Annotated in this window: 15 protein-coding genes; 7 read left to right on the top strand and 8 right to left on the bottom strand. The window is 64.0% G+C overall.

Going from position 1 to position 16,383, the window contains the following annotated elements; translation table 11 throughout:
• From ACTHNR_RS24355 to ACTHNR_RS24345, 3 genes are all read right to left on the bottom strand, one after another.
• A partial coding sequence (locus ACTHNR_RS24355; protein ID WP_440550968.1) for a restriction endonuclease occupies positions 1 to 786 on the bottom strand: 786 nt, incomplete at its 3' end.
• 446 nt (positions 787 to 1,232) lie between these two features.
• A complete protein-coding gene (locus ACTHNR_RS24350; RefSeq protein WP_440550966.1) occupies positions 1,233 to 1,772 on the bottom strand; it encodes a single-stranded DNA-binding protein in 540 nt (179 codons plus the stop codon).
• A 73-nt stretch (positions 1,773 to 1,845) separates the two neighbouring features.
• Positions 1,846 to 3,030 (bottom strand): MFS transporter, encoded by a 1,185-nt coding sequence (locus ACTHNR_RS24345; RefSeq protein ID WP_440550964.1) that lies wholly within the window; start codon positions 3,028 to 3,030, stop codon positions 1,846 to 1,848.
• A 205-nt stretch (positions 3,031 to 3,235) separates the two neighbouring features.
• Here ACTHNR_RS24345 and uvrA point away from each other — a divergent pair, with 205 nt between their 5' ends.
• Together uvrA and ACTHNR_RS24335 are read left to right on the top strand one after the other, a co-directional pair.
• Complete coding sequence (gene uvrA / locus ACTHNR_RS24340) at positions 3,236 to 6,097, top strand: excinuclease ABC subunit UvrA (RefSeq protein WP_440550963.1); 2,862 nt, start codon at positions 3,236 to 3,238, stop codon at positions 6,095 to 6,097.
• Between the two features lie 75 nt (positions 6,098 to 6,172).
• Positions 6,173 to 7,258 (top strand): AI-2E family transporter, encoded by a 1,086-nt coding sequence (locus ACTHNR_RS24335; RefSeq protein WP_440550962.1) that lies wholly within the window; start codon positions 6,173 to 6,175, stop codon positions 7,256 to 7,258.
• 37 nt (positions 7,259 to 7,295) lie between these two features.
• Here the strand turns inward: ACTHNR_RS24335 and purU are convergent, their stop codons facing one another.
• From purU to ACTHNR_RS24310, 5 genes are all read right to left on the bottom strand, one after another.
• The gene (gene purU, locus ACTHNR_RS24330; protein ID WP_440550961.1) at positions 7,296 to 8,165 is read right to left on the bottom strand and encodes a formyltetrahydrofolate deformylase; all 870 of its coding nucleotides are present in this window, start codon (positions 8,163 to 8,165) and stop codon (positions 7,296 to 7,298) included.
• Positions 8,166 to 8,212: 47 nt separating this feature from the next.
• Entirely contained in the window at positions 8,213 to 9,067 is an 855-nt protein-coding gene (locus ACTHNR_RS24325; RefSeq protein WP_440550959.1) for a DUF4743 domain-containing protein, read from the bottom strand.
• Between the two features lie 32 nt (positions 9,068 to 9,099).
• Complete coding sequence (locus ACTHNR_RS24320) at positions 9,100 to 9,714, bottom strand: LysE family translocator (RefSeq protein WP_440550958.1); 615 nt, start codon at positions 9,712 to 9,714, stop codon at positions 9,100 to 9,102.
• Positions 9,715 to 9,852: 138 nt separating this feature from the next.
• Positions 9,853 to 10,419, bottom strand: a complete 567-nt coding sequence (locus ACTHNR_RS24315) for an adenine phosphoribosyltransferase (protein WP_440550957.1) — start codon at positions 10,417 to 10,419, stop codon at positions 9,853 to 9,855.
• A gap of 129 nt (positions 10,420 to 10,548) precedes the next feature.
• The gene (locus tag ACTHNR_RS24310; protein ID WP_440550955.1) at positions 10,549 to 12,549 is read right to left on the bottom strand and encodes a cation:proton antiporter domain-containing protein; all 2,001 of its coding nucleotides are present in this window, start codon (positions 12,547 to 12,549) and stop codon (positions 10,549 to 10,551) included.
• Positions 12,550 to 12,688: 139 nt separating this feature from the next.
• Between ACTHNR_RS24310 and kdsD the strand changes: the two genes are divergently transcribed.
• Genes kdsD through lptB form a run of 5 tightly spaced genes read left to right on the top strand, consistent with a single transcriptional unit; the run spans position 12,689 to position 16,324 of the window.
• Positions 12,689 to 13,672, top strand: coding sequence for an arabinose 5-phosphate isomerase KdsD (gene kdsD / locus ACTHNR_RS24305; RefSeq protein ID WP_440550953.1), 984 nt, complete (start codon positions 12,689 to 12,691; stop codon positions 13,670 to 13,672).
• Positions 13,672 to 14,220: a KdsC family phosphatase gene (locus tag ACTHNR_RS24300; protein WP_440550952.1), complete on the top strand. Its 549-nt coding sequence runs from the start codon at positions 13,672 to 13,674 to the stop codon at positions 14,218 to 14,220. Before kdsD ends, ACTHNR_RS24300 begins: the two co-directional genes overlap by 1 nt.
• Positions 14,217 to 14,831, top strand: coding sequence for an LPS export ABC transporter periplasmic protein LptC (gene lptC / locus ACTHNR_RS24295; protein WP_440550951.1), 615 nt, complete (start codon positions 14,217 to 14,219; stop codon positions 14,829 to 14,831). The genes ACTHNR_RS24300 and lptC overlap by 4 nt, the downstream gene beginning before the upstream one ends.
• 30 nt (positions 14,832 to 14,861) lie before the next feature.
• The gene (gene lptA / locus ACTHNR_RS24290) at positions 14,862 to 15,521 is read left to right on the top strand and encodes a lipopolysaccharide transport periplasmic protein LptA (RefSeq protein ID WP_440550949.1); all 660 of its coding nucleotides are present in this window, start codon (positions 14,862 to 14,864) and stop codon (positions 15,519 to 15,521) included.
• Positions 15,518 to 16,324, top strand: a complete 807-nt coding sequence (gene lptB, locus ACTHNR_RS24285; protein ID WP_440550947.1) for an LPS export ABC transporter ATP-binding protein — start codon at positions 15,518 to 15,520, stop codon at positions 16,322 to 16,324. The genes lptA and lptB overlap by 4 nt, the downstream gene beginning before the upstream one ends.
• The last annotated feature ends 59 nt before the right edge of the window (positions 16,325 to 16,383 follow it).

Here is a 16,383-nt window from a genome sequence, read left to right as displayed (position 1 = left end):
GACGTCTCCCGCGTGCCAATCCACAATACCGGAGAGCAAATACCATTTCGCTCTCTGCCGCTCATTTAATGAGGCGTATTCGTCAAAGACTACCGATAGCAACGCACTTGCGCCGCTGTAGCTCATTTCCTTAATGAGCTCGGCCACCTTGTCCAACTGTCTCGATACTGTATTGTTTTCGTTTGTTACAAGCGACGAGACAAGCGCCGGCCCACCCACTTGCGACATGAACGAATCGAGCTTCGACGATACTGCACTTATGAGTTCATTGGTCTCGACCACCCTCGATTGAGTCTCCTCCGACGACCTTCTCATGTCATCAAAGACACCGCCTGGGGAGTTAGGGCTGTATTTCTTTTGAAGAATGGCGTGACGCTTTATGTGGTTACAAATATCGTCCCAAAACTCAATGCTTACCTTGAACTTTCCAGACTCCGCCCGCGCGTCAGTCAAATCCTGGGCATACTTGACGAGCTTCGAATCGCTGGCAGTCGTTGTCGCTACAATTAACTCGCCGATGTTCCAACCAGCCTTATCGGCCGCAACCACCTCATCATCTATAACTTGTTGAGTGACCTTAGTCTCGTAGTAGCGCTTGCACTGAATTCCTTTACGTTTACCAACGCGAGGCTCAACAAAAATGTCGACGCCGCCCTGACTTTGTCCCGTTCGACCGTTGCGCTTCGGCGTGGGGTCTTCAAAGACGACCGAGTAGATGTCGGCGCAGTAATCTTCGAAGTCCTCTGCATGCTTGGGCTTAGAGATTTCTAAAGTGAATGTGCGCATGTAGATGCTTCTTCGCTCTTTCGAAACCAAAGGATAAACGTCATCGAATCCGACGTTCGCATATCGGCGTATGCAGTGTCGTCGGCTCGAACATTGTGCCCGAAAACAGCCATGGGAAAACGCGTTGGCAGATGCTGCAAAGGTACGCGGTCTGGCTTATCGGCCATCATTCGGCGTATGAGCGGCTTCGCGACGGAACGATGCCGCTTCAAACAGAGAGGAAGATGCATCGGCTCCGTGCGCAACCTGAGGTCTACAGCCCCCGCGAATTTTATGTTTCCGCTCAAGCCGTTAGGCTATTCAAGGTGCAGCCCATCTTCCTGTTTCACAGCACCATGCCACGGCACAAAAAAGGGCGTCACGAGAGGACGCCCTAAAGTCACCTTTTTCCGATACCCATCAAGGAGTTAGAGTGAGAATCTTCCTTCCTCTTATGGGTATGCTCACTAGAACGGAATATCGTCATCCATATCATCGAGCCCGCCGCCGGCCGGCTGGCTCGGCCGGCTAGCGCCGCCACCGCCACCGCTACGCCCACCGCCAGCGCCACCGCCACCACCGCCCATCGAACGCCCGCCGCCACGCGACTCCGACGGCTCACGGCTATAGCCGCCGTCATCCCCGCCCATGCCGCCACCGCCGCCCGCACCACCGCGGCCGCCGAGCATCTGCATTTGATCGGCGACGATTTCCGTCGAGTAACGATCCTGCCCGTCCTGCCCCTGCCACTTTCGTGTGCGCAGACGGCCTTCGATATAAACCGACGAGCCCTTCTTCAAATATTCACCGACGATCTCCGCCAGACGACCGAAGAAAGCCACCCGGTGCCATTCCGTGGCTTCCTTGAATTCGCCGGACGCCTTGTCCTTGTAGCGATCCGTCGTGGCGAGCCGGATGTTGGCGATGGCGTCCCCGCTCGGCAGGTAACGAATTTCGGGGTCGGCGCCAAGATTGCCGACGAGAATGACCTTGTTTACGGATGCCATGAGTATCTCCAGTTAATCCATTGCGCGGCCGCGCTCGTTGTTCGAGCGCTCGGCGCGCGACGCGTCCAGCGCGTCAAGCCTTGCGCAGGGGCTTCATGTTGGCGGCGATTATAAGCCAGGCCAAAACGAGCCCCGAGCACGTAAAAAACACGGCGTTCTGGCCGACCGACTTCATGAGCCAGCCCCCCACGACGCCGCCCAGCGCGAGGCCGATCGACTGTGTCGTGTTGTACACCCCGGCCGCCGCGCCCTTGCGCGTTCCCGGCGCGAGCTTCGAAACGAGCGACGGCTGCGACGCCTCGAGAATATTGAAGCCGAGGAAGTAGACGAACAAAATCGCCGCCACAGACAAGATGGTATGCGGGGCCGTGCCCAGCAACAACTGGCCGATCAGGATAAGCGCAATGGCGCCGCACAGCACGGGCTTCATCTTGCCCCGTTTTTCGGCCGCGATGATCGCCGGCACCATCATGACGAACGACAGGCCCATGACCGGCAGATACACCTCCCAATGCGAGGCGACCGGCAGCCCCCCGTCCACCAGAATGCGCGGAACGACGAGAAACAGCGCCGTCTGTGTGGCATGCAGTACGAGCACGCCGAAATTCAGACGCAGCAGCTCGACGTTGCGCAGCACTTCGGCGAACGGCGCGCGCACGTGCACCGGCTTGGGCGCGTCGGGCACGACGAGCAGCACCACGCCCACGGCGACCAGCGACAACACGCCGACGAGCGCGAACAGCCCGTTCATACCGACCCACTGGTAGACGATCGGCGCGCCGACGATCGCGACGGCAAACGAGATGCCGATGCTGCCGCCCACCATCGCCATGGCCTTCGTGCGGTGCTCCTCGGCCGTCAAGTCGGCAATGAAGGCGATGACGGCCGACGATACGGCCCCCATGCCCTGAATGACCCGGCCCACGATGATCCACGTCATGTCGTGCGCCAGCGCGGCGACGAAGCTGCCGAGCGCGAAGATCAGCAACCCGGTGGCGATCACGGGCTTGCGCCCGATTTTGTCGGAAGCCCAGCCATAGAAGATATAGAGCAGCGACTGCGTCACGCCGTAGGCGCCGAGCGCGATACCGACGAGCAGGACGTTATCGCCGCCGGGGATCGTCTTCGCGTAGACCGAGAAGACCGGCATGATCATGAACAGGCCGAGCATGCGCAGCGCGAAGATCCCGGCGAGCGACACGGTCGCGCGCAATTCGGGCGCGCTCATACGCGAAGAAGTGACGGACGGATTCGACATCGGAGGCGAGCGTGGGAAAGCGTAACGACGTCGATCACGCAGCCTCCCCGCCGAGCCGCCGCAAGAAAAGCGGCCACGCCCTCGCAGGGCAGCGAACGCAGCTAGCGTGGGGTTCAATCGTTCCCGCGCGCTGTAAGGACGCCGTAACGGCGGTCTGGAAAAGTCGTTATAGTAGCAGGTTTGGCCCCTCCTCCTTCCCAGGTTCATGGAACAGATTCGTATCCGTGGGGCGCGCACCCACAACCTGAAGAACGTCAATCTCGATCTGCCTCGCCACCAGCTCATCGTGATTACCGGCTTGTCCGGATCGGGCAAGTCCTCGCTCGCGTTCGACACCCTTTACGCAGAGGGTCAGCGTCGCTATGTGGAAAGCCTGTCGGCCTACGCGCGCCAGTTCCTGCAACTCATGGAGAAGCCCGACGTCGACCTGATCGAGGGGCTCTCCCCCGCCATTTCGATCGAGCAAAAGGCGACATCTCACAATCCGCGCTCGACGGTGGGCACCGTCACCGAAATCCACGACTACCTGCGGCTGCTCTACGCGCGCGTCGGCACACCGTATTGCCCGGATCACGAGATCGCGCTAGAAGCGCAAAGCGTCTCGCAAATGGTCGACGCCGCGCTGGCTCTGCCCGAGGAAACGAAACTCATGATCCTCGCGCCCGTCGTGGCGAACCGAAAAGGGGAGCATGCCGAGCTGTTCGAGCAGATGCAGGCGCAGGGTTTCATCCGCTTCCGGATCCGCTCGGGGGGCGGCACGGCCAACGAGGGCACGGCGCAGATCCACGACGTCGATTCGCTGCCGAAGCTGAAAAAGAACGACAAACACTCGATCGACGTCGTCGTCGACCGCCTGAAGGTGCGCGCGGACATGAAGCAGCGCCTGGCAGAATCGTTCGAAACGGCCTTGCGCCTGGCCGACGGCCGCGCCATCGCGCTGGAAATGGATACCGGCCGGGAGCATCTGTTCAGCTCCAAGTTCGCCTGCCCGATCTGCTCGTATTCGCTGCCCGAGCTCGAGCCGCGCCTGTTCTCGTTCAACAACCCGATGGGCGCGTGCCCGGATTGCGACGGGCTTGGCCAGATCACGTTCTTCGATCCGAAGCGCGTCGTCGCGCATCCGTCGCTTTCGCTGGCCGCGGGCGCCGTCAAAGGCTGGGACCGCCGCAATCAGTTCTACTTCCAGATGTTGCAGAGCCTGGCGGCGTATTACGAATTCGATATCGACACGCCGTTCGAGGATCTCCCCGAAAAAGTCCGCAAGCTGATTCTCTTCGGCTCGGGCAAGGAGCAGATCCCCTTCTCGTACATCAACGAGCGCGGCCGTGCGACCGTGCGCGAGCACGTGTTCGAAGGCATCATCCCGAATCTCGAACGCCGGTATCGCGAAACCGATTCGGCCGCCGTGCGCGAAGAGCTGGCGAAATACCAGAACAACCAGGCGTGCCCGTCCTGCGACGGCACCCGGCTGCGCCGCGAAGCGCGCTTCGTGCGCCTGGGCATCGACGGCGACGCGCGCGCGATCTACGAGGTGAGCGGCTGGCCGCTGCGCGACACGCTCGGCTATTTCCAAACGCTCAAGCTCGAAGGCGCGAAGAAGGAGATCGGCGAGAAAGTCGTCAAGGAAATCGTCGCCCGCCTCATGTTTCTGAACAACGTCGGGCTCGATTACCTCTCGCTCGAGCGCAGCGCCGATACGCTTTCCGGCGGCGAAGCGCAGCGCATTCGCCTCGCCTCGCAGATCGGCTCGGGCCTCACAGGCGTCATGTATGTGCTCGACGAGCCCTCGATCGGCCTGCATCAGCGCGACAACGACCGCCTCATCGCCACGCTCAAGCATCTGCGCGATCTAGGCAATTCGGTCATCGTCGTCGAACACGACGAAGACATGATCCGCATGGCCGACTATGTCGTCGATATGGGCCCCGGCGCCGGCGAACACGGCGGCATGATCATCGCGGAAGGCACGCCCAAGCAGGTGCAGAAGGATCCGGCCTCCCTGACGGGCCAATATCTGGCCGGCCAGCTGCGTATCGAGTTTCCGGACGAGCGCAAGGAGCCCGACGAGCGGCGCCTGCGCATCGTCGAGGCGCACGGCAACAATTTGAAGCGCGTCACGCTCGATCTGCCCGTCGGCCTGCTCACCTGCGTGACCGGCGTATCGGGCTCGGGGAAGTCGACGCTGATCAACGACACGCTCTACCACGCGGTGGCGCAGCACCTTTACGGTTCGTCGGCCGAACCCGCCCCCTACGACCAGATCGAAGGGCTGGAGCATTTCGACAAGGTCATCAACGTCGATCAATCGCCGATCGGCCGCACGCCGCGCTCCAATCCGGCCACCTATACCGGCGTGTTCACGCCCATCCGAGAGCTGTTCGCCGGCGTGCCCTCGGCGAAGGAACGCGGCTACGATCCGGGCCGCTTCTCGTTCAACGTCAAGGGCGGACGCTGCGAATCGTGCCAGGGCGACGGCGTGCTCAAGGTCGAGATGCACTTCTTGCCCGACGTCTACGTTCCCTGCGACGTGTGCCACGGCAAGCGCTACAACCGCGAAACGCTCGATGTCCAGTACAAGGGCAAGAACATCAGCGAGGTGCTCGACATGACGGTGGAGCACGCGCACGAGTTCTTCGGCGCGGTGCCCGTCATCGCACGCAAGCTCAAGACGCTGCTGGACGTGGGCCTCGGCTACATTCGGCTCGGGCAGTCGGCCACGACGCTCTCGGGCGGCGAGGCGCAGCGCGTCAAGCTCTCGCTCGAACTATCCAAGCGCGACACGGGCCGAACGCTCTATATTCTCGACGAGCCCACGACCGGTTTGCACTTCCACGACATCGCGCTGCTGCTGGAAGTCATCCACCGGTTGCGAGATCATGGCAATACGGTGGTCATCATCGAGCATAATCTCGATGTGATCAAAACGGCGGACTGGGTCATCGACCTGGGCCCCGAAGGCGGCGCCGGCGGCGGACAGATCATCGCGCAAGGCACGCCCGAGCAGATCGCAAAATCGAAGGCGAGCTTTACGGGCCGGTATCTCGCGCCGCTGCTCGCTCGCCGCTGACCGCGGCGAGCGAGCGCGGCTCGGCGCATCGTCGGGTGCGCAGCCGCCCGACATCGGTTGGAGACCAGGAACATCATGGCTAAGCGCAACGACGCCCCCGAGGACACCCGCATTCGGGAGGTCGGCGGACGTCCCGTGCGGCTCACGAGCGACATGAGCTTGCCCAAGCTCTCGGCTATCGAGATCGGCAGCTACGCGCTGGCATTCGCCGGCATGTGGGCGGTGCTGCACTTCAAGCTGCTCGGCGCACTGCTCGCCGGCATGCTCGTTTATCAACTGGTCCACACGTTGGCGCCGAGCATCGAGCGCCACATGTCCAGCCAGCGCGCTCGCTGGGTGGCGGTCGTCGTCATCGCGGGCGTGGTGGTCGGCGGCCTGGGGGCCCTGTGCATCGGCATCGTCGAGCACTTCGAACATACGGTGCCCAACATCCAAAACCTGCTCGACCAGGTGATGCAGATCGTCGATCAGGCGCGCGCGCGATCGCCGGCATGGCTCTCGGCCATGCTGCCCGGCGATGTTTCGCAGATGAAAGAAAAGGCCGGCATGCTCATGAACACGCACATGGAGCAGCTTCAGCAGGGCGGAAAGAATGTCGCCCGCGGCTTCGGGCACGTGCTGTTCGGCATGATCATCGGCGCAATGATCGCGATCGCGAGCGAGCGGCGCATGACGCGGCTACCGCTGTCCACGGCGCTCATCGCGCGTGCATCGCGCTTTGCCGACGCGTTTCGCCGCATCGTTTTCGCCCAAGTGAAGATCTCGACGATCAACGCGGTCTTCACGGCGCTCTATCTGCTCGTCGCGCTACCGATCTTTCATCAGCGGCTGCCGCTGTCGAAGACCCTCGTGCTCGTCACGTTCATCGCGGGATTGCTGCCCGTCATCGGCAATTTGGTCTCCAATACGCTGATCGTCGCCGTCTCGCTCGCGGTCAGCTTGCCAACCGCCATCTCTTCGCTGGTCTTTCTCGTTCTGATCCACAAGTTCGAGTATTTCCTGAACGCGAGGATCGTCGGCGGCCAAATCGAGGCGCGCGCATGGGAACTGCTGCTCGCCATGCTCGTCATGGAGGCGGCGGCCGGCGTGCCGGGGCTCATCGCGGCCCCGATCTTCTACGCCTACATCAAGCGCGAGCTCGTTTACTTGCGGCTCGTGTGAAGGCGCGCCGGCCGGCGCTCGATCCGGCCGGGCCTTTTCAACGGAATACGACCGTCTTCGTTCCGTTCAACACGATGCGGTGCTCGACGTGCCACTTCACGGCACGCGCGAGCGTCACGCATTCGACGTCCCGCCCGATCGCCGTCAGTTGGTCGGGCGTCATGCTGTGGTCGACGCGCTCCACTTCCTGCTCGATGATCGGACCTTCGTCCAGATCGGTCGTGACGTAGTGCGCCGTCGCGCCGATCAGCTTCACACCGCGGTCGAACGCCTGGTAGTACGGTTTCGCGCCCTTGAAGCTCGGCAGGAACGAGTGATGGATGTTGATGGCGCGGCCCGACAGATGTTCGCAAAGGTTGGGCGACAAGATCTGCATGTAGCGCGCGAGGACGACGAGATCGGCTTCGTGCTGATCGATGATTTCGAGCACGCGCGCTTCTTGCGCGGCCTTCGCCTTCGCCGTCGATTCCGTCAGCGGGAAATGATGGAACGGAATGTCGTAGCTCGCCGCGAGCTGGTAGAAATCCTTGTGGTTCGAGATGATGGCCGGAATTTCGATCGGCAACTGCCCGGTCCGATAACGGAACAGCAAATCGTTCAAGCAATGGCCGATCTTCGAGACCATGATGACGACCTTCGGCTTGAGCGACGCATCATGGATCTCCCAGCGCATCGAAAATTCGTCGGCGAGCGCCGCGAACGACTCGCGCAGCGCCTCGAGCCCCGGATCGCCGCCCACTTGCTGGAAGTGCACGCGCATGAAGAATTCACTCGTGCGGCTGTCGCCGAACTGCGCCGAATCGAGAATATTGGCGCCTCGATCGAACAGAAACCCCGATACCGAATGAACGATGCCGGGCCGATCGGGGCACGACAGTTTCAAAATGAAGCTGTGTTGGGTCGACATGACCTTGTGAACTCCTGAGTTTTGTTTCGTGCCGCGCCAACGGCCGCCTAGCGCTCGATGAGCGGCGCGACGAACAGCGTGTCGATGCCCGCTGCCGCCTCTTCGTCGATCCAGCGGTGGCGCAGCATGCAATCGAGCGTCGCCAGGCTCGCATCGACGGTCATCTCGCCGTCTTCGATCCAACGCGCCACCTCGTCGATGCGCGCAAGCCGGTGCTCGCCCACTTCGCCGTCCTGGTTGCGCGGGGCGAAGTCGTCGGGCAGCGGCAGATCGTAGACGAACACCTGCTCGGCCTGCGTGCCCTCGGGCAACGACTGAAGCACGTGCACGGTGCGGCCCGGCTCGGCCCTCGCCGCGAGGGTGGCCTCGATGCCCGCCTCCTCCCAGCATTCCTTGACGATCGTCTCTTTAATCGACAAGCCCCACGCGATACCGCCCGCGACAACGTTGTCGAGCATGCCCAGATCGGTCGCTTTCGTCTCGCTGCGGCGCGCAATCCAGAGCTGCGGCGCGCGATCGGCGTATTTTACGATGCCGTTCAAATGCACCGCATAGGTCATCGTGCCGAAGAAGCGGGAAGCCGCACGCTCGATGTAGGCAAGCGGTGCACCGTCGAAGGCGTTGCGCACGGCGTACGTTTCGTCGCGCCAGCCGACGATGCGGCCCTGCGCCGCCAGCGCGCCGATGACGGCGGCCAGCGCGGCCGAACGGCGATCGGCGTTCTCGTCGAAGCGGGCAGACAGCTTCACCGCCGCCGCGCCGATCTCGAAGACATCGGGCCAAGCGGCGAGCAGCGGCACGTCCTGCTCGCGAATCCAGCCGACTTGCTCGGAAGCCATGAAAAACGGCCGGTGCGCCCCCGGTTCGAAACGGCGCGCACGGGCAATGCAAGGCAAACTCAATTAGGACTCCTTGTCGATCGATCGCTGTCGTATCAATCGCGCAGCGCCACGCGCAGCCCGAGCGCGATGAAAGTCGCGCCGGCGACCCGGTCGAGCCAAACGCCGACGCGCGGCCGACGCTTGAGCCACGTGCCGAGCGTGCCGGCGAATAGGCCGAAGACCGAAAAGATCGCGAGGGTCTGCAGCATGAAGACGAGGCCGAGCACGATCATCTGCACGGCGACGCGCTGTGAGCCGTTCGGATCGACGAATTGCGGCAGGAAGACGACGAAGAACAGCGTCACCTTCGGATTCATCATGTTGCCGATGACGCTTTGGCGAAAGACGGCGGACAGCGGCTGAGGGGGCCTATCGTGCGCGCTCGCCAAACCGCGGCTCGTCAGGGCTTTCAGGCCGATCCAAATCAAATAAAGGCCGCCCGCAATCTTGACGATCTCGAACGCGAGCGGCGACGAGCGCAAAAGCGCGGCGACGCCGAACGCCGCGAGCGTCGTGTGGAACGTCAGCCCGGCGGCGAAGCCTAGCGCGGCCACGAGGCCCGCGGCGCGGCCTTGCGACATGCCGCGCGCCAGCACCTGCAGGTTGTCGGGGCCGGGCGCGGCCGTAATCGCCACGGAGGCGGCAAGAAACAGTGCGAGATTGGGCATGGCGGTTCGCTGGGTCTAGGGCGACGTCGATGTCAATGTCGGCGTCGCTCTCGTTCGAAATGCGGACGCAAGCGCGTCAGGCGCGCCTCGCCGCAAGCCGCCGCAAGCCGGCGCAAGCGGGCGCGCGCGGCAAGCGCGTCAGTGCCCCGGAAAATCGGTCACGGTGTACAGCGGTAAACCGCTCTCGCGCAGCAGCTTCGAACCGCCGAGATCGGGCAGATCGACGATCGCCGCGCCTTCGACCACCTCGGCGCCGAGCCGCTCGAGCAGCTTTTTTCCGGCCATCATCGTGCCGCCCGTCGCGATCAAGTCGTCGACGATGACGACGCGCTTGCCGCTCTCGCAGGCGTCTTCGTGAATCTCGACGGTGGCCGTCCCGTATTCGAGCGCGTACGACTCGGATACGGTCTTGTACGGCAGCTTGCCGATCTTGCGAATCGGAATGAAGCCGAGGTTCAGCTCATAGGCGACGATCGGCGCGATGATGAAACCGCGTGCGTCCAAGCCGGCCACGTAGTCGAGTTTCGCTTCCACATAGCGCTCGATGAACAGATCGATGAGCACGCGCAGTGTCTTGGGCCGCTGCAACAGCGGCGTGATATCGCGAAACTGCACGCCGGGCAACGGCCAATCGGGAATCGTGCGAATTTGGCTCTTGATGAACGCGGCGGCATCGTGGGGCGCATCCGCGGGCGCATTGGACATGAAACTCTCCGCAAGGGGCAGCCGTTCGCATCCGCTTGAAAGCGTCGAAACGCGGCGGAACACGAACGAGCCGTGGTCGATCGATGAAATGGACGGACGACGCATGAGCCGGTCAGCCGGCGATCGCCCTCAAACCGCCACACCCGCGCGGCGATTACGCAGCAAACGCTCCTCGGCCAGCGACAGCGCGTCGGGCAGCCCTCGCAGCACGAGAATGTCGGCCTCGCGCAGCTTGGTTTCGGGGCCAGGCTCGACGCCGCGAATCCCGTGCCGCCGGATCGCCGTGACTTCCACGCCCATCGAGGCGAGCCCGAGTTCCTCGAGCGTACGTCCGACGGCGTCGGCATTGCCGTCCACAGCCACCGATTGTAGCCTCACCTGGTCGTGGCCGTCGTCGTCGCCCGGATCGTCGGCGCCGTGGAAGTAGCCGCGCAGCAGGCTGTAGCGCGCGTCGCGCAGTTCCTCGACGCGGCGCACGACGCGGCGCATCGGCACGCCCATCAGCACGAGCGTATGCGATGCGAGCATGAGGCTGCCCTCGACGATCTCGGGGATGACCTCGGTCGCACCGGCCGCGAGGAGCTTTTCCAGATCCGCGTCGTCGACCGTGCGAACGATGACGGGCAGCGCCGGTTCCAGCTCGTGCACGTTGTGCAACACGCGCAATGCCGACGGCGTGTTCGCATAGGTCACGGCCACGGCCGCGGCTCGATGAATACCGGCCGCGACGAGCGACTCGCGCCGCGCAGCATCGCCGAATACGACCGATTCGCCCGCGGCGGCGGCCGCGCTGACGCGATCGGGATCGAGGTCGAGCGCGACATACGAGAGCCCCTCGTGTTCCAGCATGCGCGCGAGGTTCTGTCCCGCGCGGCCGTAGCCGCAAATGATGACGTGGGCGTTCTGCCGCAGGCTTTGCGTGGCGATGCGTGTCATCTGCAGCGACTGCTGCATCCATTCCGTCGACGAAAGGCGCAGCACGATGCGGTCGGCATTTTGAATCAGGAAAGGCGCCGCGAGCATCGACAGCAGCATCGCGGCCAGAATCGCCTGCAGGAGCGTCGCATCGACGAGATGCTTGTCGAGGATCAAATTGAGCAGGACGAAGCCGAACTCGCCCGCCTGCGCGAGCCCGAGGCCCGTGCGCATGGCGACGCCCGGCGTCGCGCCGAACAACCGCGCAAGCCCGGTGATCATGACGATCTTGAGCAGCACGGGCGCGAGCAGGAAGGCGAGTACGAGCAGCGGATGGGCGACGAGCACGCGCGGATCGAGCAGCATGCCCGTCGTCACGAAGAACAAGCCGAGCAGCACGTCCCGAAACGGCTTGATGTCCTCTTCCACCTGGTGGCGATAGGGCGTCTCGGCGATCAGCATGCCCGCGATGAAGGCGCCGAGCGCGAGCGACAGGCCGAACTTGTCGGTCACGAACGCCGCGCCGAGCGTGACGAGCAGCAGATTCAGGACGAACAGCTCCTGCGAGCGCCTGCGCGCCACGACGTTGAACCAGCGCGTCATGAAGCGCTGGCCGACGAAGAGCAGCAGCGACAACGCCACGACGATCTTCAGCGCGGCGATGCCGAGCGTCTTGGCGAGATCGTGCGAGTCGCCGCCGAGCGCGGCGATCACGATGAGCAGCGGCACGACCGCCAGATCCTGAAACAGCAGCACGCCGAAGATATTGCGGCCATGCTCGGTTTCGATCTCGAGCCGCTCGGCCAGCATCTTGCTGACGATCGCCGTGGAGGACATGGCCAGCGCCCCGCCAAGCGCGATGCTGCCCTGCCAATTCACGTGCATCCAGCGCTCGACGAGCAGCCCGACCAGCACCGACACCCCCACGGTGCCGATGACCTGCAGGAGCCCGAGCCCGAAGACGAGCGTGCGCATGGCGCGCAGCTTGGCAAGCGAGAACTCGAGCCCGATCGAGAACATGAGGAAAACGACGCCGAACTCGGCGAGATTTTGCGCCCGCTCGGAATCCGGCGCGAGGCCGAGCGCATGCGGCCCGACGACGATCCCGACCGTCAGGTAGCCGAGCATGGGCGGCAAATTCAACGAGCGGAACAATACGACGCCTACCACTGACGCGAGCAGCAGGAAAAGCGTCATCTCGAGCGGAGAAATCACGTGCGAAGCGTCCTCGTTCGTCAGCGGAACGCACGGGCACGCGAAGCGCGCCGCGCGTTCGGTTTTAAAAGCCTCGAAGCGGCTTGGGTCCAGGGGGCGGCCCGGCGCGGCGAACAACGCCTTTGCTATACTCCGGCGAATGATAGCGAAAATCAATGGCGACCGGGCGTTGGCGCTCGCCCGGGAAGTCCTCGACATCGAAGCCGACGCCGTGCGCGGGCTTCGCGATCAGGTCGACGAGCGCTTTGTCGCAGCGGTCGACTTTCTTTTGAGCTGCCGTGGCCGCGTCGTCGTATCGGGCATCGGCAAATCAGGCCATATCGCCCGCAAGCTTGCGGCCACGCTCGCCAGCACGGGTACGCCCGCGTTCTTCGTGCACCCGGCCGAAGCGAGCCACGGCGATCTGGGCATGGTCACGCAGGACGACGTCTTCATCGCGCTCTCCAATTCCGGCGAATCGGAAGAACTCGTCGCGATCCTGCCGCTCGTCAAACGGCTCGGCGCCAAGCTCATCGCGATGACGGGGCGGCCTCAATCGACGCTCGCCACGCTCGCCGACGTCCACTTGAACGCCGGTGTGAAGAAAGAAGCCTGCCCGCTCGAGCTCGCCCCCACGGCCAGCACGACGGCCGTCCTCGCCCTGGGCGATGCGCTGGCCATGGCGGTGCTCGACGCCCGCGGCTTCAGCGCCGACGATTTCGCGCGCTCGCACCCGGGCGGTGCGCTCGGCCGGCGCCTGCTGACCTACGTACGCGACGTCATGCGCACCGGCGATCAGCTGCCGCAAGTGGCCGCCGGCGCGACCGTGCGCGACGCGCTGTTCCAACTGACGGCCAAGCGCATGGGCATGACGGCGATCGTCGATGACGCCGGCCGCGTGGAAGGCATTTTCACCGACGGCGACTTGCGGCGCGTCCTCGAGCGCACGGGCGATTTCCGCGAGTTGCCGATTCTCGACGTGATGACGCGCACGCCGCGTACGATCGGGCCCGACCATCTCGCCGTCGAAGCCGTCGAATCGATGGAGCGCCACCGCATCAATCAAATGCTCGTGGTCGACGGCGAAGGCAAGCTGATCGGGGCCCTGAATATGCACGACCTGTTTTCGAAGAAGGTGATCTGATGGCTGCGGCGCCCCTCACGGCAACCGAACGCGCGAGCCGCGTCAAGCTGATGATTTTCGACGTCGACGGCGTACTCACCGATGGCAGCCTGATGTTTACGGCCCAAGGCGATTACATGAAGTCGTTCAACTCGATGGACGGCCACGGCCTCAAGCTGCTCGGCGAGGCCGGCATTCAAACGGCGATCATCACGGGCCGCCGCTCCGACATCGTGCTCGCTCGCGCACAGGAGTTGCGCATCTCGCACATTTATCAAGGCGTGGCCGACAAAGTCTCGGCATTCGTCGAACTGATGCGCGAGGCGAATGTCACGGCCGAGCAATGCGGCTACATGGGCGATGACTGGCCCGATCTCGGCGTGCTCACGCGTTGCGGGTTCGCCGCGGCGCCCGCCAACGCTCACCCGGACGTCATCGCGCGCGCGCATTGGGTATCGGAAGCGCGCGGCGGACAGGGCGCGGCGCGCGAAGTCTGCGATGCGCTGCTGCGCGCGCAGCACCGCTACGAGGCGCTGCTCGCGGCCGCCTGCGGGGCCTCGCGCGCATGAACTCGTCGCGCCTCACGTCGCTCTTGTCCCTGATCGCACTCGCCGCGCTCGCGGGCGGCACCTACTGGCTGCTGGTCGCGACGCGCCCGCCCGCCGCGACCAGCGACGAGAGCGTCAAGACGCATACCCCCGATTACTTCGCCGATCGCTTCTCCGTTTCCGAGCTCGATCAGTCGGGCACGACGCAATACCGGCTGACGGCGACGAAGATGGTGCACTACGAGGACGACGAAAACAGCGACCTCACGCTGCCCGCGATTCGCGCCTTCCAGCCCGGCAAGCCCATCGTGACGGCCACCGGCGAGCGGGGCACGGTCAACGGCGACGCCTCGATCGTCGATCTGTACGATAACGCGCGAATCGTGCGTGCGCCGGGCGCGGGCGACCCCGAGATGCAGGCGGACTCGGTCCATTTCCGCGTTCTCGTGAACGACGACGTTATCGAAACGGAAAAGCCGGTTAAACTGCGGCGCGGCCAGTCCGTGGCGACGGCCAGCGCCATGAAGTACAACAATGTCACCCGCGTGATGCAGCTTTTCGGCAATGTCCGAGGGTTCATCGCGGCTTCGGACGCATCGGGCGGCGGCAATGCCGGCGCCGGTTCGAAGTAGCCGGGTCCCATCCTTTCGTCGCGTGATTGCATGAACGAATCGTTCTCTCCTATCGGACGCGGGCCGGCGCGGGTCGGCCTCGCAGCGTTGCTTTCGCTGCTCGCGTGCTTCGCCCTCGCGCCCGCGGCCCACGCGGAGCGCGCCGACAAGGACAAGCCGCTGAACATCGAAGCGGACAACATGACCTACGACGATCTGAAGCAGGTCACCATCTTCACCGGCCATGTCGTCGCCACGAAGGGCACCATCCTCATCAAGGCCGACCGCGTGGATGTGCGCCAGGATCCCCAGGGGTACCAGTACGCAACCGGCACGATGGATCCGCACAGCAAGGATCTCGCTTATTTCCGCCAAAAACGCGAAGGCATCGACGAGTATGTCGAGGGCAACGCCGAGCGGATCGACTACGATGGCAAGCAAGACTTGACGACGCTCACCACGCGCGCCACGGTCCGCCGCTTGCAAGGCCTGACGACGCTGATGGACGAAGTGCACGGCAGCGTCATAACGTACGACGGCCAGAACGACTTCTATACCGCGCGCGCCGGCAAGGACGTGGCCGGCCCCGGCAACCCGACCGGCCGCGTGCGCGCGATGCTGTCGCCGCGCAACGGGGCCGCCGCGCCGCTCACGGGCGCCCCGGCCAAGCTCGCGCCCGCGTCGCAGATCCAAGGAAACGTGCCGCAGTGAATACGCTATCTACCCCAAGCGCCACGACGGATGCTGCGCCCGGGCCCGCGCAGGCTCGCGGGTCGAGCTCGCTCGTCGTACGCAACCTGAAGAAGCGCTACGGAACGCGCACCGTCGTGAAGGACGTCTCGCTCGACGTGAAAAGCGGCGAAGTGGTCGGCCTGCTCGGGCCCAACGGGGCGGGCAAAACCACGTCGTTCTACATGATCGTGGGCCTCGTGCCGCTCGATGCCGGCGAAATCGTCCTCGACGGCAAGTCGATCAGCCTGCTGCCGATCCACAAGCGCGCCGGGCTCGGGCTGTCCTACCTGCCGCAGGAAGCGTCGGTGTTCCGCAAGCTGACGGTCGAGGAGAACATCCGCGCCGTGCTCGAGCTGCAGCACGACGAGCAGGGCAAGCGGTTGTCGAAATCGGCGATCGAAGCACGCACCGAAGCGCTGCTCGACGAATTGCAGGTGTCGCATCTGCGGGAAAACCCGGCCCTCTCGCTTTCGGGCGGCGAACGCCGGCGCGTCGAAATCGCGCGCGCACTGGCGACGAACCCGAGCTTCATTCTGCTCGACGAGCCTTTTGCCGGCGTCGACCCGATCGCCGTGCTCGAGATCCAAAAGATCGTCAAATTCCTCAAGCAGCGCAATATCGGCGTCCTGATCACCGATCACAACGTGCGCGAGACGCTCGGCATCTGCGATCATGCCTACATCATCAGCGACGGCTCCGTGCTCGCGGCGGGCGCCCCGCGCGAGATCATCGAAAACGAGAGCGTGCGCCGGGTCTATCTCGGCGAGCACTTCCGGATGTAAGGTCCGGATCACGTTTACCCCCATTGTTATGCGGACGGCGTAGGCCGCGGCGGCGCGCC

The organism is Trinickia sp. (genome assembly GCF_051954495.1).
GTDB lineage: Bacteria > Pseudomonadota > Gammaproteobacteria > Burkholderiales > Burkholderiaceae > Trinickia.
The sequence above is the reverse complement of the archived record's forward strand: the minus strand, read 5'-3'. Positions and strand labels throughout refer to the sequence as shown.

Coding starts and splice junctions, on each gene's coding strand:
- ACTHNR_RS24350 (WP_440550966.1), bottom strand. CDS start 1,772: ATGGCATCCGTAAACAAGGTCATTCTCGTCGGCAATCTTGGCGCCGAC.
- ACTHNR_RS24345 (WP_440550964.1), bottom strand. CDS start 3,030: ATGTCGAATCCGTCCGTCACTTCTTCGCGTATGAGCGCGCCCGAATTG.
- uvrA (WP_440550963.1), top strand. CDS start 3,236: ATGGAACAGATTCGTATCCGTGGGGCGCGCACCCACAACCTGAAGAAC.
- ACTHNR_RS24335 (WP_440550962.1), top strand. CDS start 6,173: ATGGCTAAGCGCAACGACGCCCCCGAGGACACCCGCATTCGGGAGGTC.
- purU (WP_440550961.1), bottom strand. CDS start 8,165: ATGTCGACCCAACACAGCTTCATTTTGAAACTGTCGTGCCCCGATCGG.
- ACTHNR_RS24320 (WP_440550958.1), bottom strand. CDS start 9,714: ATGCCCAATCTCGCACTGTTTCTTGCCGCCTCCGTGGCGATTACGGCC.
- ACTHNR_RS24315 (WP_440550957.1), bottom strand. CDS start 10,419: ATGTCCAATGCGCCCGCGGATGCGCCCCACGATGCCGCCGCGTTCATC.
- kdsD (WP_440550953.1), top strand. CDS start 12,689: ATGATAGCGAAAATCAATGGCGACCGGGCGTTGGCGCTCGCCCGGGAA.
- ACTHNR_RS24300 (WP_440550952.1), top strand. CDS start 13,672: ATGGCTGCGGCGCCCCTCACGGCAACCGAACGCGCGAGCCGCGTCAAG.
- lptC (WP_440550951.1), top strand. CDS start 14,217: ATGAACTCGTCGCGCCTCACGTCGCTCTTGTCCCTGATCGCACTCGCC.
- lptA (WP_440550949.1), top strand. CDS start 14,862: ATGAACGAATCGTTCTCTCCTATCGGACGCGGGCCGGCGCGGGTCGGC.